Genomic DNA, 24,763 nt, shown 5'->3' on the forward strand with positions numbered 1-24,763 from the left:
CCACCCACCCACCCCGCGCACCACCGACCACCAACGCCACGCACCACCGACCCGACTGCGGCGGCCCCCGGCGCCCGCCAGGGGCGGGCGGTAACGGAGGGCGGGCCACCCGGAATTCGCCCGCCGACGTTCGTTCTGTCACAGGCCGCGGGTAGCGTGGGACGCATCCACCCCGGCGGCCTGGCCGCATGACTGCCGAGAGACACTGACCCATGGACCTCAACCACCCCGCGACCCCCGCCGACCAGCCCGCGCGGCCCAGTGACGCCGGCGAAGGCGCGGGGCGAGCGGCCTGGCTGATCGCGGGCGACTTCCTGCTCACCGTCAACCCGATCGACGGCAGCGAGATCGAGCCCTGCCCGCCCGGCCGCCGGCCGATAGCGCCGCGTCGGACGCCCGCCGTCGCCGTCCCGGCCGACGCCGAGCCCGGCCCGCCGCTGCTCGCCCGTGAGGAGACGCGTGCCCAGCTCCGCGGGCTGCTCGCCGGCGGCCGTTCGGTGCGGCTCACCGGCCCCACCGGAGTGGGCCGCAGCGCGCTGCTGGCCGCCGTCGCCGAGGACTGCGCCGGCCTCGCGCCCGACGGCGTGGTCCGGCTCAGCGGCCACCGCCGCACCGTCCGGGACCTGCTGCACGAGCTGTACGCCGCGGTCCACCGGGTCAGCGACTACCGTCCGGGGCCCGCCGAGTTGGCCGCCGCGCTGCGCGAGGTCGGCGCCGTGGTGGTGCTGGACGACGTGGAGTTCGGCGGCGCCGCGCTGGAGGAGTTGCTGGCCGCCACCCCCGAGTGCGCCTATGTGCTGGCCCAGCTGCCCGACACGCCGGCCCCGGCGGCCGGTTCCGGGGTGCTGGACGTCCCGGTGGCCGGCCTGGAGCCCGCGGCCGGCCGCGAGTTGCTCTCGCTGGCCGTCGCCCGGGAGCTGACCCCGGCCGAGGCCGCCTGGGCGGACGAGCTGGCCCGGGCGGGCGAGGGCCGGCCGCCGTACTTCGTGCGGGCCGGCGCCGTGTTGCGGTACCGGGCGGTGGACGGCGGCGGCCCGCTGCCGCCGGTGGACGGGCTGGTGGGGGTGCTGGCCGCCGAGATGTCCCCCGGCGCCAGGGAGTTGTTGCGGACCGCCGTCGCGCTCGGCGGCGAGCTGCCCGACCCGGCGGCGCTGCCCGCCCTCACCGGCGACGACGAGGTGGCCGCCGCCTACACGGAGTTGATCGACTGCGGCCTGCTCAGCCGGGTCGGCCGCCGGCGCCGGCTGGCGCCCGACGCGTTGGCCGCGCTGGCCGGTTCGGAGCTGGCCGCCGAGGCCGCCGTGCGGACGGACTCGCTCACCCGGCACTTCATCTGGTGGCTGGCCGACGCCGGGGTGCCGGCGGCGGAGGCGGTGGCCCAGGCGGACGTGCTGCTGGCCGCGCAGCGCGCCGCCCAGCAGGCCGGGTTGGCCGACGAGGTGGTGGAGCTGGTCCGGCTGGCCGCCCCGCTGCTGGCGCTCGGCCCCCGCTGGGGCGCCTGGGAGCGGTCGCTGCGCACCGGGCAGGAGGCGGCCAGGGAGGCCGGCCTGGTCGCCGCCGAGGCGTACTTCCACCACGAGTTGGGCGTGTTGGCCATCTGCGAGGGGCAGCTGGCCAGGGCCCGGGCCGAGTTGGAGGCGGCGACGGCGCTGCGCGGGGTGCTCTCGGACACCGGCGGCGCGGTCGCCGGCCGCCGGGCGCTGGCCCTGCTGGAGGACCTCGGCCGGCCGCCCGGCGCGACGCCGGCGCACACCCCGCCGGCCGGTGCGCCGCTGCTGCTCACCCAGCAGCCGCCGCCGGAGGTCAACGGGGCTGACGGCGCCGACGAGGCGGAGACCAGGGAGATCCCGGCGGCCGCGGGGTCCCCCGAGGCGGCCGAGTTGACCCTGGTGATCCAGGGCCGCTCGCCCGAGGCGCCCCGGCCCACGCTGCGGCAGCTGGTCGCCCGGGCCAACCGGCGGAACGCGGTGTACACCGGCGCCGGCGCGGTGCTGGCCGCCCTCCTCGGCACGGTGGTCGCCCTCGGCCTGACCTCGGGCGACACCGACGACGGGGAGAACGTCACCCGCAAGGACCCGGCCGTCGCCGAGGACGAGGACGCGCTGGTGGTGGACGAGACGACGGCCGAGGAGCCGACCGACGAGGAGCCGGAGGAGCCCAGTTCGGCGCCGACGACCGAGGCGGAGGCGCCTGACCCGGAGCCGACCGAGGAGCCCACCACGCCCGATCCGACCACCGCCGACCCCACGCCGGAGGAGACCGGCGACCCGGGGGAGGACGCGGCGGGCGGCGACGGTGCCCCGGAGGAGCCGACCGAGGACCCCTCGGACGACCCGACGGACGAGCCGACCGAGGAGCCGACGGAGGAGGAACCCACCGAGGAGCCGACCGACGAGCCCACGGACGAGCCGACCGACGAGCCGACGGAGGACCCCACCGAGGGGGCCAGCGGCGGCCCGGACGCCACGCCCACCTCGACCGAGGACGCCGCCCCGGCGGAGCCGGCCGCGCCCGGCGCGGACCGGGGCACGGCCGGCTGACCGCCGCCCCCCACCCGCCTGGCCGACCGGGCGGGTGGGGGGCGGACGGCGGTTCACAACGGCCGGGTCAGAAGAGCCGTAGCTTGTCGTCCTCGATGCCGCGCAGCGCGTTGTAGTCCAGCGTGACGCAGCGGATGCCCCGGTCCGTCGCCAGCGTCCGGGCCTGCGGCTTGATCTCCTGCGCCGCGAACAGGCCCTGCACCGGGGCGAGATGGGGGTCGCGGTTGAGCAGTTCCAGGTAGCGGGTCAGCTGCTCGACGCCGTCGATCTCACCGCGCCGCTTGATCTCCACCGCCACCGTGCCGCCCTCGGCGTCCCGGCCCAGGATGTCGACCGGGCCGATGGCGGTCGGGTACTCGCGGCGGATCAGGCTCCAGCCCTCGCCGAGGGTCTCCATCCGGTCCGCCAGCAGTTCCTGGAGATGCGCCTCCACGCCGTCCTTGATCAGGCCGGGGTCCACGCCCAGCTCGTGCGAGGAGTCGTGGAGCACCTCCTCCATGGTGATGATCAGCTTCTCGCCCGCCTTGTTGACCACCGTCCACACCCGGCCGCCGCCGTCCTCCGCCTCGGCCTCCTTCAGGGTGCAGGGCGGGGACATCCAGTTCAGCGGCTTGTAGGCGCGGTCGTCCGCGTGCACGGAGACCGAGTTGTCGGCCTTGACCAGGACGAGCCGGGGAGCCATGGGCAGGTGGGCGGTGAGCCGGCCGACGTAGTCGACCGAGCAGCGAGCGATGACAAGACGCATATGGTCAGCCTAGAGGCTGTCGCCGGCCGGCACCGCCGCCCTCCGCCGGGCTCAGCGGGCTCGCGCGCCCTCGTCGTCGCCGGCGGCGCCGGCCGGCTCGGTGGGCCGCTTGGCCAGCGGCGCCGGCACCTCGGCCGGCTCCTCCCGACCGCCGTCCGCGGCCCGCTCGTTGACGGCCCCGCCCCGGTCGGCCCCGCCCCGGTCGGCCTCGCCCCGGTCAGTGCCGTCGGACGGGTCGGCGTCGTCCTGCGGGGCGCCGCCGTGCGCGTCGTCGACCAGGGTGGACTCGTCGAAGGGCAGCCGGCCGGAGAGCACGGCGCTGGCCCGTTCCCGGTCCAACTCCCTGGTCCAGGTGCCGATCAGCACCGTGGCCACCGCGTTGCCGGCGAAGTTGGTCAGCGCCCTGGCCTCGCTCATGAAGCGGTCGATGCCGACGATCAGGCCGACCCCGTCCAGCAGTTCGGGCCGGTGCGACTGGAGCCCGCCGGCCAGCGTGGCGAGCCCGGCGCCGGTGACGCCGGCCGCGCCCTTGGAGGCGATCACCATGAACAGCAGCAGGCTGACCTGCTCGCCCAGGGAGAGCGGGTCGCCCATCACCTCGGCGATGAAGAGCGAGGCCATGGTGAGGTAGATGGCGGTGCCGTCCAGGTTGAACGAGTAGCCGGTCGGCACGGTGATGCCGACCACCGGCTTGCTCACCCCCAGGTGCTCCATCTTCCCGATCAGCCGGGGGAGCGCCGACTCCGACGATGAGGTGGAGAGGATCAGCAGGAACTCGCGGCCCAGGTAGCGCAGCAGCGAGAAGATGTTGACCCTGGCCACCGCCCACAGCAGCACCCCGAGCACCAGCAGCACAAAGATCACACAGGTGACGTAGAAGCCGATCATGATGACGGCCAGCGAGCGCAGCGCGTCCACGCCGGTCTCGCCGATCACCGCCGCCATCGCCCCGAAGGCGCCGACCGGGGCCACCCACATGATCATCGCCAGCACCCGGAAGACCAGCCGCTGGAGGTGCTGGACCCCGCGCAGCAGCGGCTCGCCGGCCCGGCCCATGCCCTGCAGCGCGAACCCGGTGAAGAGCGCGACCAGCAGCGTCTGGAGCACCTCGCCCTCGGTGAAGGCGGAGGCGAAGGAGGTCGGGATGATGCCCAGCAGGAAGTCCGCGGTGGACTCGCTGGCGCCCTCGGCCTGCGCCGCGCCCGCGTCCCTGGTCGCCTCGGTGATGTCGAGCCCGGAGCCCGGCTCCAGCAGGTTGCCCACCACCAGGCCGATCACCAGCGCCAGCGCGGACATCACCATGAAGTACCCGAGTGCCAGCCCGCCCACCGCGCCGACCTTGGCGGCCTTCCGGACCGAGCCGATGCCCAGCACGATGGTGCAGAAGATCACCGGCGAGATGATCATCTTGATCAGGTTGACGAAGCCGGTGCCGAGCGGCTTCAGCTCGACGGCCGCCCCGGGCGCGACCAGCCCGACGGTGACACCGGCGACCACCGCCAGGATGACGAACACGTAGAGGTAGTGCGTCCGGTCGCGCCGTCTCGCGCCCTTCGGCTGCGCCTGCGGCGGATTGGTGGGCGTGTCGGGGGACGTGGCCACGGGGATCTCCTCGTCGTCGCGGAGTCGGTGGGGGAGGCTCCGCCCCTCGCCCCGGGGCGGCGGGCGGGGAGCCCTGCGACTATCCATCCGGCCGTGACCTGGGTCACCCTTGTGTTCATTGAGTTCGCTGACACCGGCCCGCCCGCCCCCGTCGCCAGGTGCCACCCCACGGGACGGGCCAGCGAGAACACCGCGACGTTGGGTTTCGGTCAACGTGCCGGCTGACCACACTGGGCGCCATGGCTCTTCCCCGTCCGCGCAGTCTGGCCGGCCAGCTCTTCGCCGTGCAGGTGCTGCTGGTCACCCTGGTGGTGGCCGGCTGCGCCGTCTTTACCTACCTCAGCAGCCGGGACCAGGCCGAGGAGGCGGCCAGGACCGAGGTGACCGTGGTGGCGCGGACCATCGCGGACGCGCCCTCCGTGCTGGCCGCGCTCGGCTCCGAGGACCCCAGCGGCCAACTCCAGCCCTACGCGGAACAGGTCAGGCGCGACACCGGCATCACCTTCGTCACCATCATGCGACCTGACGGGCGGCGGCTGACCCATCCCAACCCGGACCGCATCGGAGAGACCTTTCTCGGCCACACCGAACGCGCCCTCGCCGGCGAGACCTTCACCGAGTCCTACACCGGCACCCTGGGCCGCTCGGTGCGGGTGGTCACCCCGGTGCGCGCGGACGGCGAGATCATCGCGCTGGTGAGTGCCGGCCTGGCCGTCGAGACCATAGGCCGCCGGGTCGCCGACCAGGTCAGTGGCCTGCTGGTGGTGGCCGGCGGCGCCCTGGCGCTGGGCGGGGCGGGCACCTACGCGGTCAATCTGCGGCTCCGCCGGCACACCCACGGAATGAACGCGGCCGAATTGAGCCGGATGTACGACTACCACCAGGCCACGCTCCGGGCGTTGCGGGAGGGACTGCTGCTGCTGGATGGGGATGGCCGAATAGCGTTGGTCAACGACGCCGGCCTGGAACTGCTCGGGCTGCCCGCCGAGCCGGTCGGCCGACCGCTGGACGAGTTGGCGCTGCCGCCCGCGCTGCTGGCGACGCTGCGGGCGCCGGCACCGGTGGTGGACGAGGTGCGGGTGACCGAGGACCGGGTGCTGCTGGTCAACACCGCGCCGGTCTCCGACGGCGGCCAGCGCGGCACCGTGGTCACGCTCCGCGATCACACCGAACTCCAGGAGCTGGCCGGCGAGCTGGACTCGGCGCTCGCGTTCACCGACGCGCTGCGCGCCCAGGCGCACGAGGCGGCCAACCGGCTGCACGCGGTGGTGGCGCTGATCGAGCTGGGGCGGGCCGAGGAGGCGGTGGAGTTCGCCACCGCCGAGTTGGAGCTTGCCCAGGCGCTCACCGACCGGGTGGTGGACGCGGTGGCCGAACCCGTCCTCGCCGCCCTGCTGTTGGGCAAGGCGGCGCAGGCCAACGAGCGCGGCGTCGAGCTGCTGCTCACCGAGGACAGCAGGATCGACGACGGGGTGCTGCCGCCGTCCCTGCCCCCCAGGGACCTGGTCACCATCCTGGGGAACCTGATCGACAACGCGATGGAGGCGGCGATGGAGACGGCGCGTGGTGGTCCGGGCGCACGCCGGGGAACACGAGCTGCTGCTGGAGGTGAGCGACTCCGGCGGCGGCCTCGGCGAGGAGGCCGCGGACGCCGCCTTCGACTGGGGCTGGAGCACCAAGCCGGCCACCGGCGAGGGGCGGGCCGGCGGGCGCGGCGTCGGCCTCGCCCTGGTGCGGCAGGCGGTGCGCCGTAACCGGGGCACCGTCGAGGTGGCCAGGGCGGCGTCGGGCGGCGCCCGGCTCACCGTCCGGCTGCCGCTGTGGACGGGGGCGGCGTGAGCGGGGGCGCGGGACCGGTCCGGGTGCTGGTGGTGGAGGACGAGCCGCTGGCCGCCGAGGCACACCGCGGCTATGTGGAGCGGGTGCCCGGCTTCGTGGTGCGCGGCACCGCGCGGACCGGGGCGGAGACCGCCCGGCTGCTCGCCGGCACCGAGATTGACCTGCTGCTGCTCGACCTCTACCTGCCGGACGGCCACGGCCTGCGGCTGCTGCGCTCGCTGCGCGGCGCCGGGCACGCCGTCGACGTGATCGCGGTGACCTCGGCCCGCGACCTGACCGTGGTGCGGGAGGGGGTCTCGCTCGGCGTGGTCCAGTACGTGCTCAAGCCCTTCACCTTCGCCACGCTCCGTGACCGACTGGTGCGGTACGCGGCGTTCCGCGGCGCCGTTGGGGAGGCCGGCGGGCAGGAGGAGGTGGACCGGACGCTGGCGGCGCTGCGCTCCCCGGCGGCCGTCCCGCTGCCCAAGGGGCTCAGCCAGCCGACCCTGTTGGCGGTGATCGACGCGCTGCGCCAGGCCTCCGAGGGGCTGACCGCGACGGCGGCCGCCGAGCGGGTCGGTGTCTCCCGGATCACCGCCCGCCGCTACCTGGAACATCTGGTCGCCACCGCCCGCGCCGCGCGGGCCCCGCGCTACGGTCAGGTCGGCCGTCCCGAGCTGTGCTACCGCTGGCTGGATGAGGTGGGTTAGCCGGGGGTGGTGAGGTGGTAACCGGGTGAGGTCAGAGGCGTCTGGTATGGGTGGGATTCGATGACTTCGACAGTGGCCAGTTATGTGCCCAATCCACTGACACCCGGCGCTCACCGGGCCTAACGTGAGCGCAGGAGTCGCCGCTCGAACGTACGCACGTCAGTGCCGCGTTGGTGCGGTGTCACTTCCTCGGGCCAGTCCGCGGCAGACCCCGACACGGGGTCGCGAGAGGAGAAACCCATGTCGCTCGACGTCTCACCGGCGTTGCTGGAACAGGCCGAGCGGGGCGAGGTTGACGAAGCCGAGTTCGTTGACTGCATACGGACGTCCCTGCCCTTCGCCTGGGACATGATCAGCAACCTGGTAGCCCGACTACAGGTGGACGGCGGTGAGTTCGCCGACAACACCACCCCGCCCCCGGACGAGCAGGCACGGGGGCAGTTGCTGCGGGCGCTGGCCAGCGACGCCATCAGGGGTGCCCTACAGCGGCACTTCGGCGTCCGGCTCGCGTTCCAGAACTGCCACCGGGTCGCCGTCTTCCCGCTCGGCGCCGCCAGCGACGAGCGGCTCGCCCGGTTCACCTCGGTGCGCGGTCAGATACTCAACCAGTCGCCGGAGCTGCGCGACTGCTGAGCGCCGTCCCGTACGGAGGTACCGGTCGCTGCCGCCTTCCCCGCCGGTCCGGGGAGGAGCGGCAGCACCTCGGCGGCCAGCCGGCGGACGTTCCGCTCGGTGGCCGCGCTCTCGCCCGACCCCTCGACCAGCAGCGCGAAACGGGTGATGCCCGTCAGCTCGCTGGTCCGGGCCAACCGGTCGGCGCACAGCTGGGGATCGCCCACCGGATGCAGCTCGCAGAGCAGCTCGGTGTAGGCGAACGGATCGCGCATGGCCCGCGGCCCGCCGTCCAGCGTCTGGTGCGCGGCCAGCCCCTGGCGCAGCCAGCCGGGCAGCGCCCGCCGGAGTGTCTGCACCGCCTCCGTGTGGCTGTCGCCGACCTGCCCCACGCCCGCCGCCACGTGGTCGGCCGCGCGCACCACCTCCGGCGGCACCCCCGCCTCCCTGGCCGTGTCCCGCCACAGGGCCACCATCTCGGCCTTCTCCTCGTCCCCGATGTGCATCCCCAGCAGCATCGGCAGGCCACGTCTGGCCGCCAGCCGCACCGTGTCGGGGGAGGTGCAGGCGACCACCACGGGCGGCGGCTCGGCGCCGTCCCCGCCGCTCGGCGTCACCGGCACGGAACGGAACCTGAACCGCTCGCCGGCCGCGTCCACCGCCGGCTGGGTCAGCCAGCGCAGCAGCAGGTCGAGGGACTCGGGGAAATCCCGCTCCAGCGCCTCCCGGCCGGTCCCGAAGACCTCCAGATCCACCCATGGGCCGCCGCGCCCCACCCCGAGCGTGAACCGACCCCCCGAGGTCAGGTGGAGCAGCGCCGCCTGCTCGCCGAGGGCCACCGGATGCTGGGTGGAGAGCACGCTGACCGCCGTGCCCACGGTGATCCGGCGGGTCCGGCCGAGCAGCAGCGCGGCCAGCGTGACCGCTGATGGGCACAGGCCGTAGGGGACGAAGTGGTGTTCGGCCAGCCAGACGGAGTCCAGGCCGACCTCGTCGGCCACCTCGACGGAGCGGACCGCGCGGTCCAGCGCCTCCTGTTGCGGCTGGCCCGGATACTGACCGGCCAGCACAAATGTCCCTATCCGTAGGCTCCCCATGACGCCACCCTCCTCGCGGCCCCTGGCGTGCTCGCCGTGACCTGCCTCGTTCCGGGTCTCCCCATGGGCCTTAACGCGTGACACGTGCCAAGGGCACGGGACCGCGGCAGGTTTTTCCGATGATCATCAACGGGGCTGGTCGAGGGTCCGCGTAAACTCGGTTGCGTTGTCGGCTCCCCGCACTCCGGTGCGCGTCCGGCGCGACGGCGCGCCACTCGGGCCGGCCGAGCCAGCCCGCCCAACCGCCAGCCCCGTCGAGGTGTTCCGTGTCCCCGCGTCGCAACCGCCCGCGCGGTCGTCAGCAGCCGTCAACGGGCGGCGAAGGGCCCCGCGAGTACGGTGTGGAGCGCACCGACGAGTGGCGGGGCGAGGAGTGGGTGGTCCGCGGGGTCACCGGCGCCGCGGCCGCCAAGCACTACCGCTGCCCGGGCTGCGACCAGGAGATCCCGCCCGGCGTGCCGCACGTGGTGAGCTGGCCCAGCATGGGCGCCGTCGAGGACCGCCGGCACTGGCACCGGGCCTGCTGGAACGCCCGCGACCGCCGGGGCGCGCGGCCCCTCCGCACCCGGAACGCCCCTCGCTACTGACGGCTTCGCCGGGGGCCGTGTCGGCCGGCTCGGCCGCCCGGGGACGGCCGTCGCCCGCCGCCGACGGTGGCACCCGCCGTCTGTCGCTGCCCTGGCTTGGCACGCCAACGGCGGTTCGGCCTGGGCTGGCGGTGCTTCGGCTTCGCCGGGGTGTGGGTCACGCTGTCGCGGTTTGTGCCGGCCTCGCGTGCCGGCCGGCTTCGCCGTGTCGCACGCCCTTGGTGTTGCCACCTCGTTGCCGCCAGGCTCGACCGCCCGGGGGCGGCCGTCGTCCGCCGGTCGTTGTTGCCCGGCTTCGCCGGGGATGCGGATGACGTTCTCGCGGGGGCGGTACGGGGGTGGGCCGACCGCGGGCGCCAGCGGCTTCGCCGCCGTGGTGCGTCTGCGACGCCGCCGCCCGCGCTGTTGCCCGGCCGCGCCGGCGGCCGCCGGCGCGGGCCAGCGCGGTGGCTCGGTCCGGGCCGCCGGTCGCCGGATTCGCCGGCCCGCCGGCCTCGGTCGCCGGGGTCGGCCGTGGCTGTCTTCGCCCACGGGTGGGGGTGTCGGAGCGCCGGTGCCGTCTTCCGGTCGTGGTCCGGCTTCGCCGGGACTCGGCGGGTGGGGGAGCCCGTCTCCGCGTCAGTCGGTGCGGGCGGGGGCGGGGAGGGCGCGGACGGCGGTGACCAGGGGGGTGAGCTCCGGGCGTTGTTCGGCCTGGTCGAGCGCCTCGCGCAGGGCGGCGTCGTTGGTGGGGCGGGCCTCGTCGAGGAGGGCGCGGCCCGCCTCGGTGACCTCGGTGTAGATGCCCCGGCGGTCGGTCGGGCACAGGTAGCGGGTCAGCAGGCCGCGCTCCTCCAGGCGGTTGACCAGCCGGGTGGTGGCGCTCTGGCTCAGCACGACGGCGTCGGCCAGCTCGCTCATCCGGAAGTGGTGGCCGTCGCCCGACTCCTGCCGGCTCAGCACGTCGAGCACCGAGTACTCGCGGACGCTCAGCCCGTGGCCGCTCTGCAGGGCGCGTTCGATGTGCGCCTCGATGCGGTCGTGGAGGGCGGAGAGGGCGCACCAGCCCTGGGCGAGGCCCGTGTCGGAACGTGCCATCGCCGCCTCCTCGCCGTCCTCGCCGCCGTCTCCGGCGGCCTCGCTTCTCAGGGTAGCGCAGGGGCCTGAAGTGTGCGCTTGCCTTTAACCGGCGTGTGCAACTATTTTCGAAGCTGGTAATCGTCGTGTGCATCCATCTGGGTGCGCGGGAACACCGAGGAGTGCAGTCATGCCGCTCGCGGTACTGGCCCTGGCTGTCGGGGCCTTCGGTATCGGCACCACCGAGTTCGTGGTCACCGGCCTGCTCCCCGAGGTGGCGGGGGAGTTCGGCGTCTCGATCCCCACCGCGGGGCTCATCGCCACCTGGTACGCGCTGGGCGTCCTGGTCGGCGCCCCCGTGCTGGCCATCGCCGGGGCGCGGGTGTCGCGCAAGCGCCTGCTGATGCTGATGATGGTGCTCTTCACGCTGGGCAACGCGATCGCCGCGCTGGCGCCGTCGTTCGGCGTGCTGCTCGCCGGCCGGGTGATCGCCGCCCTGGCGCACGGGGTGTTCTTCGGCGTCGGCTCGATGGTCGCCGCGACGCTGGTCAGGCCCGAACGGCGGGCCAGCGCCATCGCGTTGATGTTCACCGGGCTGACCCTCGCCAACGTGCTCGGGGTGCCCGCCGGGACACTGCTCGGGCAGCGGGTGAGCTGGCGGCTGACCTTCGCGCTGGTGGCGGTGATCGGGGTGGTCGCGCTGGTCGGGCTCGCCGCCCTGGTGCCGGCCGGCACCGGCGACGGGCCGGGCGTCGGCGGGCGGCCGGGGACGGCCGGCGGGGTGCGGCGCGAGCTGGTGGCGCTGCGCGATCCGCAGGTGCTGCTGGCCATGGCGATCACGGTGCTCGGCTTCGGCGGGGTCTTCGCCGCCATCACCTATGTCGCGCCGATGATGACGGACGCCGCCGGCTACGCCGAGTCGAGCGTGACCTGGCTGCTGGTGCTCTTCGGGGTGGGCCTGGTGGCCGGCAACCTGGTGGGCGGGCGGCTCGCCGACCGGGCGCTGATGCCGCTGCTCTACGGCTCGTTGGCCGCGCTGGCGCTGACCCTGGCGGCGTTCACCGTCACCGCGCACGACCGGCTGGCGGCGGCGGTGACGCTGACGCTGGTCGGGGCGTTCGGCTTCGCGACCGTTGCGCCGCTCCAGAAGCGCATCCTGGACCACGCGGCGCAGGCGCCGACGCTGGCCTCCGCGATGAACATCGGCGCCTTCAACCTGGGCAACGCCATCGCCGCCTGGCTGGGTGGGCTGGTGCTGTCGGCCGGCGGCGGGCCGGCCACGCCGAACGCGGTGGGCGCGGCGATGGCCCTCGCCGCGCTGGGGCTCGCCGTGCTCGCCGCCGGCCTGGAGCGGCGGCGCCCGGCCCGCGCCGCCGTGGCCGCAGACGGGCCGCGACAGCCCGCCGCCCGGTGACCCCTGGGGCCACCGGGCGGCGGTCGGTGAGCGGTCGGTCCGCGGACCGGTCGGACGCGGTGACGGTCAGACGTCGGTGGTGGTCAGCCGGGCGAAGGCGGCGGCCAGCAGGGCCGCGGTGACCGCGGCCAGCAGGCCCAGCATGCCCCAGCCGGTGGTCGGCTCCTCACCGATCATCGGGATCCGGAAGAGCGAGGCCAGCCCGTTCAGCGGGGAGTACTCGATCAGCGCGTCCCGCAGGCCGGACAGCGCCTCACCGACCATGAACATGGCGGCCAGCAGCGGCACCAGCACCACGCCCAGCATGAAGGTGATCGCCCCGGCCGAGTGCCGCAGCAGGGTGCCGACGGCCAGCGCCATCAGGCCGAGCAGCGCGACGTAGAGCGAGGCGCCCACCGTGGCGCCCATCCAGTGCCCGCTGGAGGCGATCAGCTCGCCGTTCTCCACCGAGCCCTCCATGATCGGGTCGTCCCAGTCCCAGTCGGGCACCGTCTGGCCGCCGAGCATGGAGGAGTGGATCAACGCGGTCAGCGAGGTGGCCACCAGGGTCACCGTGAAGGCCAGGCCGAAGAAGACCAGCGCCTTGGCGAGCAGCACCCGGGGCCGCTGCGGGCAGGCGGTGAAGGTGGTCCTGATCATGCCGGTGGCGAACTCGGAGGTGACCACCAGCACGCCCAGGGTGATCACGCAGATCTGGCTGAACATCAGGCCGAAGTAGCCGCCGGCCAGCAGCGGCATCCCGGTGTAGTCGTCGCTGCTCAGCGCGGCGGCGAAGGCCAGGCCGATGCCCACGGTCAGGACCAGGGTGAGGGCCAGCGTCCACATGGTGGAGCGCACCGTGCGGATCTTGGTCCACTCGGAGGCGAGGGCGTGCCCGAGGTGCGTCTTCACCACCGGGATCGGTGAGCTGTAGCCGCCACCGGCGAACGCCGGCTGGCCGGGCGCCTGTTGACCCGGAGCCTGCTGGGCCGGCGGCTGCTGGGCGAACGGCTGCTGGGCCGGGGGTGCCTGCTGCCCGAACGCCTGCTGGGCGGGCGGGGCGGCCGGCGGCTGGGGGGACTGCTGCGGCGGGGGCGGAGTGCTCATCGGGCGTCCTCGGGGCGGTACGGGGCGGGGCTCGCGGCGGCCGGCTGCGCGACCGGGGGACCGGCGGGCACCGGCCCGGCCGGCGCGCCGGGCGGCGGGCCGAAGCCACCCTGCGGGGGCGGGTAGCCGGCGGCCTGCGGCGGGCCGTAGCCGGCCACCTGCGGCGGCTGGCCCTGGAGCCCGGCCCGCTGGTCGGCGGTGGAGCGGTAGTCCACGGCGCCCTGCGTCATCCGCATGTACGCCTCCTCCAGCGAGGCGTGGTGCGGTGACAGCTCCCACAGCCGGACGTCGGCCTGGTGCGCCAACTCGCTGATCCTGGGCAGTTCGAGGCCGACCACCCGGAGCGTGCCCTCCGGCTCCTGCTGCACCTGGCCGCCCGCCTCGGCGAGGACCCGGACCAGCTTCTCCCGCTGCTGCTCCTCGCTGTCCGGGGTGCGCACCCGCGCGAAGCTGGTGGAGTTCTGCTCGATGAAGTCGTTCACCGGCTGGTCGGCCATCAACTGGCCCCGGCCGATGACGATCAGGTGGTCCGCGGTCTGCGCCATCTCGCTCATCAGGTGGCTGGAGACGAAGACCGTCCGGCCCTCGCTCGCCAGCCGCCGCATCAGCTCACGCACCCAGCGGATGCCCTCCGGGTCAAGCCCGTTGACCGGCTCGTCGAAGAGCAGCACCTGCGGGTCGCCGAGCAGCGCGGTGGCGATGCCGAGCCGCTGCCCCATGCCGAGCGAGAAGCCCTTGGAGCGCTTCGCCGCGACCTGGGACAGGCCGACCACGTCCAGCACCTCGTCCACCCGGCGGGCCGGTATGCCGGAGAGCTGCGCCAGGCACAGCAGGTGCGAACGGGCGCTGCGGCCACCGTGCTTGGCGTTGGCGTCCAGCAACGCGCCCACCTGCCGGGGCGCGTTGGGCAGCTGCCGGTACTGGTAGCCGCCGATGGTCACCGTGCCGGCGCTCGGCGCGTCCAGCCCGAGGATCATCCGCATCGTGGTGGACTTGCCGGCGCCGTTCGGGCCCAGGAAGCCGGTGACCTTGCCGGGTTGCACCCGGAAGGTCAGGTTGTAGACGGCCGTCTTGGAGCCGTAGCTCTTCGTCAGGCCGGTTGCCTCGATCATCTAGCGTCACCCTGGTTGTCTGGGGTGGGGCATGGGCCCACGGCCGCAACTCGCCCCCGTCCCCGCAGACCCTAGTCCCCGACCTTCACGTTCAGGCAAACCGCTTGTTCCAAGCTCGCACCAGTTCGGCGAACCGGCGCCCGTTCCCGCGCCGCAGGTGCCCGTTTCCCGCCCGGACGCCCGGTTCAGGCGTCCCGGCGGCGGAGCGTGACATAGCCGGCGAGCAGCGCGGCCGCGGTCCAGGCGAGCATGATCAACAGCCCGGTCCACGGGCCGTACGGCCAGCTGCCGTCGTCCACCACCGCCATGATCCGGGAACCCGCCTGGTCCGGCAGGTACCGGCCGAGCTTCTCGGTGGCCGGGACGTTCGCCAGGATGCTGGAGATCATGAAGAAGAACGGGATCTGCACCCCGAAGGAGAGCAGCGGGCTGCGCAGCAGCCAGCTCACCGCCATCGCGAAGAGCGCGATCAGCCCCAGGTAGAGGCCGGCGCCGAGGACCGCCCGCGGCACCCCGGGCGCCGACAGGTCGGTGCGGTGCCCGCCCAGCATCAACTGGCCGAGCAGGAAGGCCGCGAAGCTGGTCAGCAGGCCCACCGCCAGCGCCAGCGCGGTGGCCACCGCCACCTTGGCCGCCAGCAGCTGCCCGCGCACCGGCACCGCGGTCAGCGAGGCCCGGATCATCCCGGTGCTGTACTCGCTGGAGACCACCAGGATCCCGAAGGCGATCATCGCCAACTGCCCCAGCGAGATGCCGGCGAAGCTGGTGAACGTCGGGTCGAAGGTCAGCCGCTCCCGCTGCGACAGGTCGTCGAAGGTGTGGTTGAGCAGCCCGCTGACCAGCATGCCCAGCGCGACCGTCACCACCAGCGCGCAGGCCAGCGTCCACAGCGTGGCCCGGACGGTGCGGATCTTCGTCCACTCGGAGCGCAGCACCCGGCTCGCGTGCGACACGGCTCAGCCCTCCGGGGCGCGGCCCCGCGCCTGGTACTCGACGGCCTGACTGGTCAGTCGCATGAACGCCTCCTCCAACGAGGCCCGATGCAGGCACAGTTCGTGCAGCACCAGGCCACGGTCAGCGGCCAGCCGGCCGACCGGCTCCGTCTGGTCGCCGGCCAGCTCCCAGGCCCCCTCGGCGCCCGGCCCGCGCGCCGGCTCGGCGGTGAGCCCGGCGTCCGCCAGCGCGTCCCGCAGCGCCTCCTGGTCCGGCGACCTGACCCGGGTGGTGGAGCGGGCGTTCTCCTCGATGAAGTCCGCCATCGAGGTGTCCGCCAGCAACTGCCCCTGCCCGATCACGATCAGGTGGTCGGCGGTGAGCGCCATCTCGCTCATCAGGTGGCTGGAGACGAACACCGTCCGGCCGTCGGCGGCCAGGCTGCGGATCAGGTTCCGCACCCAGTGGATGCCCTCCGGGTCCAGCCCGTTGACCGGCTCGTCGAAGATCAGGATCCGCGGGTCACCCAGCAACGCGCTGGCGATGCCCAGCCGTTGGCCCATGCCGAGGGAGAAGCCGCGGGGCCGCTTCCTGGCCACCGGGCCGAGGCCCACCAGGTCGAGCACCTCGCCGACCCGGCGCCGCGGCACGCCGTTGCTCTGCGCCAGGCACAGCAGGTGGTGGTAGGCGGTCCGGCCCGGGTGCACCGCCCTGGCCTCCAGCAGTGCGCCCACCACGGTCAGCGGGTCGGTCAGCCGCGCGTACGGCTTCCCCTCCACCCGGGCCTCGCCGGCCGTCGGATGGTCGAGCCCGAGGATCATCCGCATCGTGGTGGACTTGCCGGCGCCGTTCGGCCCCAGGAAGCCGGTGACCAGGCCGGGCCTGATCACACAGGTCAGCTCCCGCACCGCGGTCTTCAGACCGTACCGCTTGGTCAGTCCCGCCAGCTCGATCATGCCTCGACGCTAGGACGCGGAAGGGCCCGCCGCCCGTTCAGGCGGCGGGCCCTGGCCCGTTGGGGTGACGGCCGGCTCGGGGCCGTCGGGCTGGCGACGACTCAGCGCGACTGCTGGGCCGGGACGCCCTTGCCCAGGCCCTCGTCGCCGTCGTCCGAGTCGCCCAGCGACGCGGCGGCCACCTGGGCACCGGTCAGCGTGGCGAGCATCTCGCGGACGTTGGTCAGCTGGGCGTTGATGCTGTCCCGGCGGTTGGTCAGGGCGGCCAGCTCGCGCTCGGACTCGCTGCGGATGCGGTCGGCCTTCGCGTTGGCGTCCGCCACGATGTCCTCGGCCTGCCGCTGCGCGGTCTCCACCGTCTGGCGGGCCCGGCGCTCGGCGTCGGTGCGGAGCTTCTCCGCCTCCAGCCGCAGCTGCTCGGCGCGGTGCTCGATCTCCGCCAGCCGCTTCTCCGCCTTCGCCTGACGCGAGGCCAGGTCACGCTCCGACTGCTCCCGACGCTTGGCCAGGTTGGTCTCGAAGTCGGCCGCCGCCTGGGCCGCCTTGGCGCGGGTGTCCTCGAAGAGGGCGTCCGCCTCCTCGCGCTTGGCCTGGGCGTCCTTGTCGGCGTCGGCCCGGGTGGCCGCGGCCTCGCCCTGGGCCTTCTCGACGATCCGGGCGCCGTCCTCCTCGGCCTTCTGCTTGCGCTCGGCCGCGTACGCCTCGGCGTCGTTCCGCACCTGCTGGGCCGCGCCCTCGGCCAGCTCCCGGTGCTGCTCGGCGGACCGGCGGGCCTCCTCGCGCAGATCCTTGGCCTCTTCTTCGGCGAGGCGCAGGATCTTCTCCACCCGGGCACCCAGCCCGGCGTAGGACGGCTCGGAGTCGCTGATCTGGGCCTGGGCGTTCTGCGTTTCGAGGTGCAGCTCCTCGATTCGCTTCTCCAGGGAGGTGATGCGCGCCAACGCGCCGTCGCGATCCGCGACGAGCTTGGAGATGCGGTCCTCCACCTGCCCGCGGTCGTAGCCACGCCGAACGAGCTCGAAGCCGAATGGGGAAGAGGAAGTGTCGCTCATGGGGTTCCTGTCGATTCAGACGGGTGAGTGAGTAGGGGACTCGGGGCTTGGCGTTCTGCGCTTCGAGGTGTGGCTCCCAGGAAGTTGAACCAGTGACTGATTCGGGCGGGGTCCGTGCCCTCGGAGGATTCATCCTAGGGGGCCGGCCGGCGTGTCTACGAGCAGATCGCGACACTCTGTGGAGAATGTTCGCCGCTTCCGCTCAATCGTGTGGCTCAGCCACCTGAGCGTTTGCCGCCCGGCCGTCCCTGGCCGGCGCCGGCTCCCGCCGTGACCGAACCAGGCTGCCCCTTCGCCGACTTGCCCGAGCCACCCGGCTTGGGCGCCTCGAACGACTCCAGCGCCTCCAGCACGTCCTGCACCCGGGAGATCTCCGCGTTGATGTCCTGCCGTCGGCGCGTCAGCTGGTCCAGCTCGCGCTGGCCCTCCTCCACCATGCGGGTCGCCTCCCGTTCCGCCTGGACCCTGGCCTCCCGCGCCTCGGCCAGGACCGCGGTCTGCTTCAACTCCGTCTCCCGCAGCAGCGCCTCGGCCTTCCGCACCGCGGCGATCCGGATCTTCCCGGCCTCCGCGTCCGCGTCGGCCACCGCCTTGGCCGCCGCCTGCCGCGCCTCCTCGCGCTGCTCCTCCGCCGCCCGCATCAGCTTGTCCACCCGCTCGCCGGCCGCCCTGGCCTGCTCGGCTGACTCCCGCCTGGCCCGGTCGTGCAGCTCCTGCACCTCGGTCTCCACCCGGCGGCGCAGCTCCTCGGCCCGTTCCCTTATCCCCGCCGCGTCCCGACGGGCCTCCTCCAGCAGCGTGTTGGCGTCCTCGCGGGACCGCTCCACCAACCCGCTGCCGGTGGCCTTGGCCTCCGCCACCACCCGGTCCGACTCCTTGCGGGCCGCGGCCATCATCCGGTCCGCGCGGCTCTCCGTGTCGGCCGCCAGCCGCTGCGCCTCCTCGCGCGCCTCGGCCAGCAGCGCGTCCGCCTGACCGGCCGCCTCGGTGCGCCGCCGCGCGGCGTCCGCCAGCGCGCCGTCCCGCACCGCCTCGGCGTCCGCCCTGATCCGGTCGGCCTCGGCGGTGGCCGCCGAACGGCTCGCCTCCGCCTCGGCGATGGCCTCCTTGACGGTCCGTTCGGCGAGCGCGGCGGCGGCCTCCTTCTCCTCCGCCGACTCTCGCAGCACCCGGGCCGCCACCTGCTCGGCCTCGGCGCGGTGGGTGGCGATCTCCGCCTCGGCCTCCTCGCGGAGCCCGGCCACCGAGTCCCGCTCCTGCTGCGCCTTGTGCTCGGCCGCCGACACCAGCGTCTCGGCGCGCCGCTCCGCCTCGTCCAGCCGGGTCCTGGCGCCGGCCAGCAGCTCCTCGCTCTGCTCGTGCGCCTCGGACCGCTCCCGGTGCGCCGCCTCCCTGGCCTCGGCCAGGAAGCTGTCCCCCTTGGCCCGCAGCCGGGCCGCCTCCTCCTGCGCCGCGGCCAGCGCCTCGGCCGCCTCGCCCGCCGTGCGCTCCGCCGCCGCCTCGGCGTCGGCCCGCACCCGGTCGGCGGCCGTGGCGGCCTCCTCCCGCAGCCGGTCCGCCTCGGCCAGCGCCTCGCCGCGCAGCCGGACCGCCAGCTCCTCGGCCTCCACCCGGGCCCGGGCGGCGTCCGCGGTGGCCTCCTCGCGCAGCTGCTCGGCGGACCGCTCGGCCTGCTCGGTCAGCGTCCTGACCCGCTCGGCGGTCTCGGCCCGCGCGGCCTCCGCCGCCTCGTGCGCCTCGCCGCGCAGCCGCTCCGCCTCGCCCCTGGCCTCGGTCAGCTCCGTCTCGGCCGCCGCGAGGCGCTCCCCGGCCTCCGTCCGCAGCCGCTCCAACTCGGCACTCGCCGCGTCCCGTTCGGCCTGGGCGGCGGCCTCGGCCTCGGCCCGCAGCCGGTCCGCGGCGGCCTGCGCCTCGGCCAGCATCCGCTCGGCTGCCTCGGTGGCCTCGGCGCGCAGCTCGTCGGCCTCGCCCCTGGCCTTCTTCAACGCCTGCTCGGCCTGGTTGCGCAGCGTGGTGGCGCGCTCGATGGCCTCGGTGCGGACCCGCTCGCTCTCCGCGGTGGCCGCCGCGCGCAGCTCCTCGGCGTCCGCCCTGGCCTGGGCCAGCAGCTCCTCGGCGCTGGCCGCCGCCTGCTCGATCTGGGTGACCGTCTCGCGGCGGGCCTCCGCCCTGATCCGCTCGCCCTCCTCGACGGCCTCGGCGCGCAGCTGCTCCGCCTCGCCGCGCAGCCGCCGTGCCTCCTCCTGCAGCTCGACCGTCTTGGCCCGGTACTCCTCGGTGTCGTCCTGGGCCGCGCCGCGCAGCTGCTCGGCGGTCTCGTGCGCCTCGGCCCGCAGCCGGTCGGCCGTCGCCTCGGCCTCGGCGCGCAGCCGCTCGGCCTCCTCGGTGGCGGCCTTCGTCGTCGCCTTGGCCTCGCCGGCGGCCTTGTTGAGCACCTCCTCGGCGGTCCGCGCCGCCTCGGCCAGCTGCGCCGCGTACTCCTCGGCCGACCGGGACCGGGCCTCCTCGGACGCCTCGGCGAGCAGCTGCTCGGCGCGGGCGGTGGCCTCGTCCAGCGCGTGCTGCGCCTCGGTCCTGCGGCGCTCGGCGTCGGCCGTCGCCTCGCTGACCATCCTGGCCACCTCGGCCTTGGCGGTCGCGGTGCGCTGCTGGTACTCGGACTCCGCGTCCGCGCGGCGCTTCTCGACCTCGGCGGTGGCCTCCCGGCGCAGCCGCTCGACCTCCTCCGTCGCCAGCCGCAGCGCGTTGTCCGCCTCGGCGGCCCGCTCCTCCGCCTTGCGGAGCAGCGCGGCGGCCTCCCGGCGGCCGGCCTCGGCCTCCTCGCTGGCCGCGCCGCGCAGCCGCTCGGCGTGCGTGGCGGCCTCCTCGGCCTGCGCGGAGGCGGTGGCCACCATCCGCTCGGCGTCCGCCCGCGCCCGGCGCAGCAGCTCCTCGGCCTCGCCCCTGGCGGCCTCGGCCTCCAGCACCAGCCGCTGCCTGGACTCCTCGGTCAGCCGGGCGGCCTCGGCCCTGGCCTGGCTCGCGGTCCGCTCCGCCTCGGCCCTGGTCTCCTCCAGCAGCCGGCGGGCCTGGGACTCGCTGCGCGCCCGCAGCTGCTCGGCCCAGGCGACGTTCTCGTTGACGTGCGACTCGACGGTCGACCTGCGCTGGGCCAGCTCCTCGTCCAGCCGCTGCCGGCGGTTGACCGCCTCGGCGTGCAGCTCGGCCTCCAGCCGGGCGCGCTGGTCGGCCTGGTCCTGGAGCACCCGCTGGCTGCGGACCCGGGCCTCGCGCAGCTCGCGCTCGGCGTCGGCGCGCAGCTGGTCGGCCTGGTGGTGGGCGGAGCGCAGCACCTGCTCGGCGTGCGCCGCGGCGTCCCCGTAGGCCGGCCGGACCGCCAGCACCCGGCGGACCTCGTGCAACTTGGCGCGCAACACCTCGACCTGGTAGCCGAGGTCGTCGGCGTGATCGACCGCCTTGTCCCGCTCCTTCTTGAGCCGCTCCATCTCGGCTTCGAATCGCGAGAGGTGGTCGTCAGCCTGGTAGGCGTCGTAGCCCCGCACCGTGCGGTCCCATCCGTCCCCTGGTCGTGGAAAGCTGATCCGGTCGTCGGCGAACACGGGACGAGGAAATGCCCCAAAGCCCCGGCTGGGCCACTCTACCGGCCGGGGCGCCTTGCGTCAGTGGGCCTCAGGTTCCACACCGGTCTCGGTTGGTGCCGAGGTGACGAGTTCGGTCAACACCCCGTGGCAGTCCTTCGGGTGCAGGAAGGTGATCCGGGAGCCCATGGAGCCGCGCCTCGGCTCCGGATAGAGCACCCGAACGCCACGCTCCGCGACGGCCGCCGCGTCGCCGTCCACGTCGGCGGTGCCGAAGGCGAGGTGGTGCACGCCCTCGCCGTTCTTGGCCAGCCACTTGGCGACCGGCGAGTCGTCGCGGACCGGTTCGAGCAGTTGGAGCCAGGTGGCGCCGCCGTCGTCGGTCCCGTTGACCCGGAGCATGGCCTCACGGACCCCCTGCTCCTCGTTGACCTCCGAGTGGTGCACCTCGAAGCCGTAGGTCGTCCGGTAGAACTCGACGGTGGCGTCCAGGTCGAAACAGGCGATCCCGATGTGGTCGATGCGCGTCAGCATGAGTCAAGTGCACAGCGATCCGAGGGGGTTGCGCAACGTGCCCACGGTCACAGGTGGGCACCGATGACGCGGTCGGACGCCCTCGGTAGATTGAAGTGAACAGTCGTTTACCTCGGGCCGGGCCGCCGGCGGTCGGGCCCGGGTCCAGCGCGAGGAGTGCAAGATGACGACGTCCCAACAGCGCCGTTCGGTGATCGTCTCCGGTGCCCGCACCCCGATGGGGCGGCTGCTCGGCTCGCTGGCCTCGTTCTCGGGGGCCGAGCTGGGCTCGTTCGCGATCCGGGCCGCCCTCGAGCGGGCCGGGGTGGCCGCCGAGCAGGTGCAGTACGTGATCATGGGCCAGGTGCTCACCGCGGGCGCCGGGCAGATCCCGGCCCGGCAGGCGGCGGTCGGCGCCGGCATCCCGATGACGGTGCCCGCGCTGACGGTGAACAAGGTCTGCCTCTCCGGGCTCGACGCGGTGGCCCTGGCCGACCAGCTGATCAGGGCCGGCGAGTTCGACGTGGTGGTGGCCGGCGGCCAGGAGTCCATGAGCAACGCGCCGCACCTGCTGCCCGCCGGCCGGCGCGGGGTGAAGTACGGCGCCATGCAGGTGCTGGACGCGATGGCGCACGACGGGCTGACCGACCCGTTCGACGGCGTCGCGATGGGCGAGTCGACCGAGACGGTCAACACCCGGCTGGGCGTCACCAGGGCGGAGCAGGACGCCGTCGCCGCCCTCTCCCACCAGCGGGCCGCCCGGGCCCGCAAGGACGGCCTGCTGGCCGAGGAGATCGTGCCGGTCCAGGTGCCGCAGCGGCGCGGCGAGCCGCTGCTGGTGGACGCCGACGAGGGCATCAGGCCGGAGACCACCGTCGAGTCCCTGGCCCGGCTGCGGCCCGCGTTCCCCGGCCCGGACGGCGCCGGCACCATCACCGCGGGGTCCGCCTCGCAGATCTCCGACGGCGCCGCCGCCCTGGTGGTGATGGAGCGCTCGCGCGCCGAGGAGCTGGGCCTGGAGTGGCTGGCCGAGATCGGCCCGCACGGCAACGTCGCGGGCCCGGACAACTCGCTGCACTCGCAGCCGTCCCGCGCCGTCGAGCACGCCCTGGGCCGCGCCGGCCTCGCCGTCTCCGACCTCGACCTGGTCGAGATCAACGAGGCGTTCGCGGCCGTCGTCGTGCAGTCAACGCGCGACCTGGGGATCAGCTCAGATCGGGTGAACGTGAACGGTGGCGCGATCGCGCTGGGCCACCCGATCGGCATGTCCGGCGCCCGGCTGGTGCTGCACCTGGCGCACGAGCTGCGCCGCCGGGGCGGCGGCCGGGGCGCGGCGGCGCTGTGCGGCGGCGGTGGCCAGGGCGACGCCCTGCTGCTGAGCGCCCCGCGTGGCTGACCGCGGCGGCCCGGCGGCGGCCGGGGTGCGGGAGCTGGTGGCCGCCGCCCGCCGCGGCCAGCCGAGGGCGGTGGCCCGGCTGATCTCCCTGGTGGAGAACGCCGCCCCGCAGCTGCGCGCGGTGATGGCCGAGCTGGCGCCGCACACCGGCGGCGCCCGGGTCATCGGCCTGACCGGCTCCCCCGGGGTCGGCAAGTCCACCTGCACCTCGGCGCTGGTCGGCGCCTACCGGCGGGCCGGGCTGCGGGTGGGCGTGCTGGCCGTGGACCCCTCGTCGCCGTTCTCCGGCGGCGCGCTGCTGGGGGACCGGGTGCGGATGAGCGAGCACGCGCTCGACCCGGGCGTCTACGTCCGTTCGATGGCCACCCGCGGCCATCTGGGCGGCCTGGCCTGGGCGGTGCCGCAGGCGGTGCGGGTGCTGGACGCGGCCGGCTGCGAGGTGGTGCTGGTCGAGACGGTCGGGGTAGGCCAGTCCGAGGTGGACATCGCCGCCCAGGCCGACAGCACCGTGGTGCTGCTGGCCCCCGGGATGGGCGACGGGGTGCAGGCGGCCAAGGCCGGCATCCTGGAGGTCGGCGACCTCTTCGTGGTCAACAAGGCCGACCGGGACGGCGCCGGCACCACGGTTCGCGAGGTGCGGTACATGCTGGGCCTCGGCGCGCCGCGCGCGCCGGGCGACTGGCGGCCGCCCGTCGTGCGCACCGTGGCGGCGCGCGGCGAGGGCGTCGACGAGCTGGTGGCGGCGCTGGACAAGCACCACGGCTGGCTGACCGAGCACGACGAGCTGACCGCCCGCCGGACGCGGCGGGCGGCTCGTGAGGTGGAGACCATCGCGCTGACCGCGCTGCGCGCCCGGCTGGCCGCGCCGGCCGGTGACCACCGGCTGGCGGGGCTGGCCGACCGGGTCAGGCGCGGCCAGCTCGATCCGTACGCGGCGGCGGACACCCTGGTCGAGGAGCTGACGGCGGGCTGACCCCGGCGGCCCAGGGGTGCTGGGCCGCCGGGGCCGGGCGGACCGGGACGCGGCCCGCCGGACACGCCCTAAGGTGGTGTCACCGCGACCTCGGTCGCGCGGCCGTGGGGCCTGCCAGGTTGGGTCCGGCAGGCCCCGCGGCGCGGCTTCCCCGGGAGGGCACCCCGGGTCAGTCGTCCCGGCCGTCGTCGTCCCGGTCGTCCCGGTCGTCGCGGTCATCGTCGTCGTCCCGGCCGTCGTCGTCGCGGTCGTCCCGGTCGTCGTCATCGTCGTCGTCCCGGTCCCGCTCCTCCTCGACGATGTCGCCGTTCTGGAGGTTGATGCTCAGCTCGTACTCCGTGCCGTCCTCGCCCCGCAGCTCCAGCTCCCAGCGGCCGTCGTCCACGTCCGCCTCGCGCAGGGTGGCGCCGGTGTGCTGCTCGGCGATGGCCACGGCCATCGCCGCGTCGGTGTGGGACTCGGCCGCCAGCAGGCTGCGGGCCGCCGCCAGGTCGTCGTCCCAGTCGTCGTCGTCATCGTCGTCGTCACCCTGGCGGTCCCGCTCGGCGAGGACCTCGGTGCCCTCCTCGTTGACCAGGACGTGGTGCCAGGTCTCGCCCTCGCCGTAGATCTCGATCTCCCAGCCGCGCGGGTCGTCGTCGTCCCGCTCCAGGTCGATCTCGGTGACCACGCCGGGTGCCGCGGCCAGCGCGGTGTCGATGGCGCGGAGCGCGGCCGAGTCGCCGGCCACCGGCGCCGAGCCACCGTCGTCGGCCCGGTCGTCGCGCTCGTCGCGGTCGTCCGTGTCGTCGGTCGAGCCGTCCTCCTGGATCTCCAGGCTGGTGCTGCTGAGCGCCGCCGACTCCGTCCGGCTCCCCCGGTCACCGTCGGCCAGGGCGATACCGGCCAGCGTCCCGCCGCCGACCACGGCGCCGGCGGTGGCGAGGGCCACGATCATGTTGCGCTTCATGTTGGGTTCTCCCTGCTCGTCGTTGCCAACGAGT

At 74.7% G+C, this 24,763-nt stretch carries 19 protein-coding genes and 1 pseudogene; 8 read left to right on the top strand and 12 right to left on the bottom strand.

Going from position 1 to position 24,763, the window contains the following annotated elements:
- Positions 1-212 precede the first annotated feature (212 nt).
- Positions 213-2,540, top strand: a complete 2,328-nt coding sequence (locus RM844_RS00005) for an ATP-binding protein (RefSeq protein WP_311663167.1) — start codon at positions 213-215, stop codon at positions 2,538-2,540.
- 67 nt (positions 2,541-2,607) lie between these two features.
- Here the strand turns inward: RM844_RS00005 and nucS are convergent, their stop codons facing one another.
- Positions 2,608-3,285, bottom strand: coding sequence for an endonuclease NucS (gene nucS, locus RM844_RS00010; protein WP_311663169.1), 678 nt, complete (start codon positions 3,283-3,285; stop codon positions 2,608-2,610).
- 51 nt (positions 3,286-3,336) lie between these two features.
- Positions 3,337-4,887 carry a cation:dicarboxylate symporter family transporter gene (locus RM844_RS00015; protein ID WP_311663171.1) on the bottom strand — a complete coding sequence of 517 codons (1,551 nt, stop codon included), beginning with the start codon at positions 4,885-4,887 and terminating at the stop codon, positions 3,337-3,339.
- Between the two features lie 239 nt (positions 4,888-5,126).
- Here RM844_RS00015 and RM844_RS00020 point away from each other — a divergent pair.
- The 3 genes and pseudogenes from RM844_RS00020 to RM844_RS00030 all read left to right on the top strand — a co-directional run.
- Positions 5,127-6,708 (top strand): annotated as a pseudogene (locus RM844_RS00020) (sensor histidine kinase); the annotation flags it as partial.
- Between the two features lie 14 nt (positions 6,709-6,722).
- Entirely contained in the window at positions 6,723-7,415 is a 693-nt protein-coding gene (locus RM844_RS00025; RefSeq protein WP_311663173.1) for a response regulator, read from the top strand.
- 240 nt (positions 7,416-7,655) lie between these two features.
- The gene (locus tag RM844_RS00030) at positions 7,656-8,048 is read left to right on the top strand and encodes an SCO5389 family protein (protein ID WP_311663175.1); all 393 of its coding nucleotides are present in this window, start codon (positions 7,656-7,658) and stop codon (positions 8,046-8,048) included.
- Here RM844_RS00030 and RM844_RS00035 read toward each other — a convergent pair.
- Positions 8,009-9,124, bottom strand: coding sequence for an LLM class flavin-dependent oxidoreductase (locus RM844_RS00035; RefSeq protein WP_311663177.1), 1,116 nt, complete (start codon positions 9,122-9,124; stop codon positions 8,009-8,011). The two genes, RM844_RS00030 and RM844_RS00035, sit on opposite strands and share 40 nt — an antisense overlap.
- 341 nt (positions 9,125-9,465) lie before the next feature.
- Here RM844_RS00035 and RM844_RS00040 point away from each other — a divergent pair, with 341 nt between their 5' ends.
- Positions 9,466-9,711, top strand: coding sequence for an ATP/GTP-binding protein (locus tag RM844_RS00040; protein WP_394814375.1), 246 nt, complete (start codon positions 9,466-9,468; stop codon positions 9,709-9,711).
- Between the two features lie 618 nt (positions 9,712-10,329).
- On the opposite strand, the gene RM844_RS00045 is transcribed toward RM844_RS00040, so the two are convergent.
- Positions 10,330-10,788, bottom strand: a complete 459-nt coding sequence (locus tag RM844_RS00045; RefSeq protein ID WP_311663181.1) for a MarR family winged helix-turn-helix transcriptional regulator — start codon at positions 10,786-10,788, stop codon at positions 10,330-10,332.
- Positions 10,789-10,957: 169 nt separating this feature from the next.
- Between RM844_RS00045 and RM844_RS00050 the strand changes: the two genes are divergently transcribed.
- The gene (locus RM844_RS00050) at positions 10,958-12,181 is read left to right on the top strand and encodes an MFS transporter (protein WP_311663183.1); all 1,224 of its coding nucleotides are present in this window, start codon (positions 10,958-10,960) and stop codon (positions 12,179-12,181) included.
- A 66-nt stretch (positions 12,182-12,247) separates the two neighbouring features.
- On the opposite strand, the gene RM844_RS00055 is transcribed toward RM844_RS00050, so the two are convergent.
- The 7 genes from RM844_RS00055 to mce form a co-directional block, all read right to left on the bottom strand.
- A complete protein-coding gene (locus tag RM844_RS00055) occupies positions 12,248-13,267 on the bottom strand; it encodes an ABC transporter permease (RefSeq protein WP_311663185.1) in 1,020 nt (339 codons plus the stop codon).
- On the bottom strand, positions 13,264-14,379 hold the full coding sequence (locus RM844_RS00060; protein ID WP_311663187.1) for an ABC transporter ATP-binding protein: 1,116 nt from the start codon (positions 14,377-14,379) through the stop codon (positions 13,264-13,266). The genes RM844_RS00055 and RM844_RS00060 overlap by 4 nt, the downstream gene beginning before the upstream one ends.
- A 185-nt stretch (positions 14,380-14,564) precedes the next feature.
- Positions 14,565-15,332 (bottom strand): ABC transporter permease, encoded by a 768-nt coding sequence (locus tag RM844_RS00065; RefSeq protein ID WP_311663189.1) that lies wholly within the window; start codon positions 15,330-15,332, stop codon positions 14,565-14,567.
- 3 nt (positions 15,333-15,335) lie between these two features.
- A complete protein-coding gene (locus RM844_RS00070; RefSeq protein WP_311663190.1) occupies positions 15,336-16,268 on the bottom strand; it encodes an ATP-binding cassette domain-containing protein in 933 nt (310 codons plus the stop codon).
- A 101-nt stretch (positions 16,269-16,369) separates the two neighbouring features.
- A complete protein-coding gene (locus RM844_RS00075; RefSeq protein WP_311663192.1) occupies positions 16,370-17,320 on the bottom strand; it encodes a coiled-coil domain-containing protein in 951 nt (316 codons plus the stop codon).
- 215 nt (positions 17,321-17,535) lie between these two features.
- On the bottom strand, positions 17,536-20,862 hold the full coding sequence (locus RM844_RS00080; RefSeq protein WP_311664279.1) for a hypothetical protein: 3,327 nt from the start codon (positions 20,860-20,862) through the stop codon (positions 17,536-17,538).
- A 117-nt stretch (positions 20,863-20,979) separates the two neighbouring features.
- The gene (gene mce / locus RM844_RS00085; RefSeq protein ID WP_311663193.1) at positions 20,980-21,432 is read right to left on the bottom strand and encodes a methylmalonyl-CoA epimerase; all 453 of its coding nucleotides are present in this window, start codon (positions 21,430-21,432) and stop codon (positions 20,980-20,982) included.
- 163 nt (positions 21,433-21,595) lie between these two features.
- Between mce and RM844_RS00090 the strand changes: the two genes are divergently transcribed.
- Both RM844_RS00090 and meaB read left to right on the top strand, forming a co-directional pair.
- Positions 21,596-22,807: an acetyl-CoA C-acetyltransferase gene (locus RM844_RS00090; RefSeq protein WP_311663195.1), complete on the top strand. Its 1,212-nt coding sequence runs from the start codon at positions 21,596-21,598 to the stop codon at positions 22,805-22,807.
- Entirely contained in the window at positions 22,800-23,780 is a 981-nt protein-coding gene (gene meaB, locus RM844_RS00095; protein ID WP_311663197.1) for a methylmalonyl Co-A mutase-associated GTPase MeaB, read from the top strand. The genes RM844_RS00090 and meaB overlap by 8 nt, the downstream gene beginning before the upstream one ends.
- A 169-nt stretch (positions 23,781-23,949) precedes the next feature.
- Here the strand turns inward: meaB and RM844_RS00100 are convergent, their stop codons facing one another.
- Positions 23,950-24,729, bottom strand: coding sequence for a PepSY domain-containing protein (locus RM844_RS00100; protein ID WP_311663200.1), 780 nt, complete (start codon positions 24,727-24,729; stop codon positions 23,950-23,952).
- Positions 24,730-24,763: the final 34 nt, after the last annotated feature.

This window comes from Streptomyces chisholmiae, from assembly GCF_031845445.1.
In the GTDB taxonomy this organism is placed as follows: domain Bacteria; phylum Actinomycetota; class Actinomycetes; order Streptomycetales; family Streptomycetaceae; genus Streptomyces; species Streptomyces chisholmiae.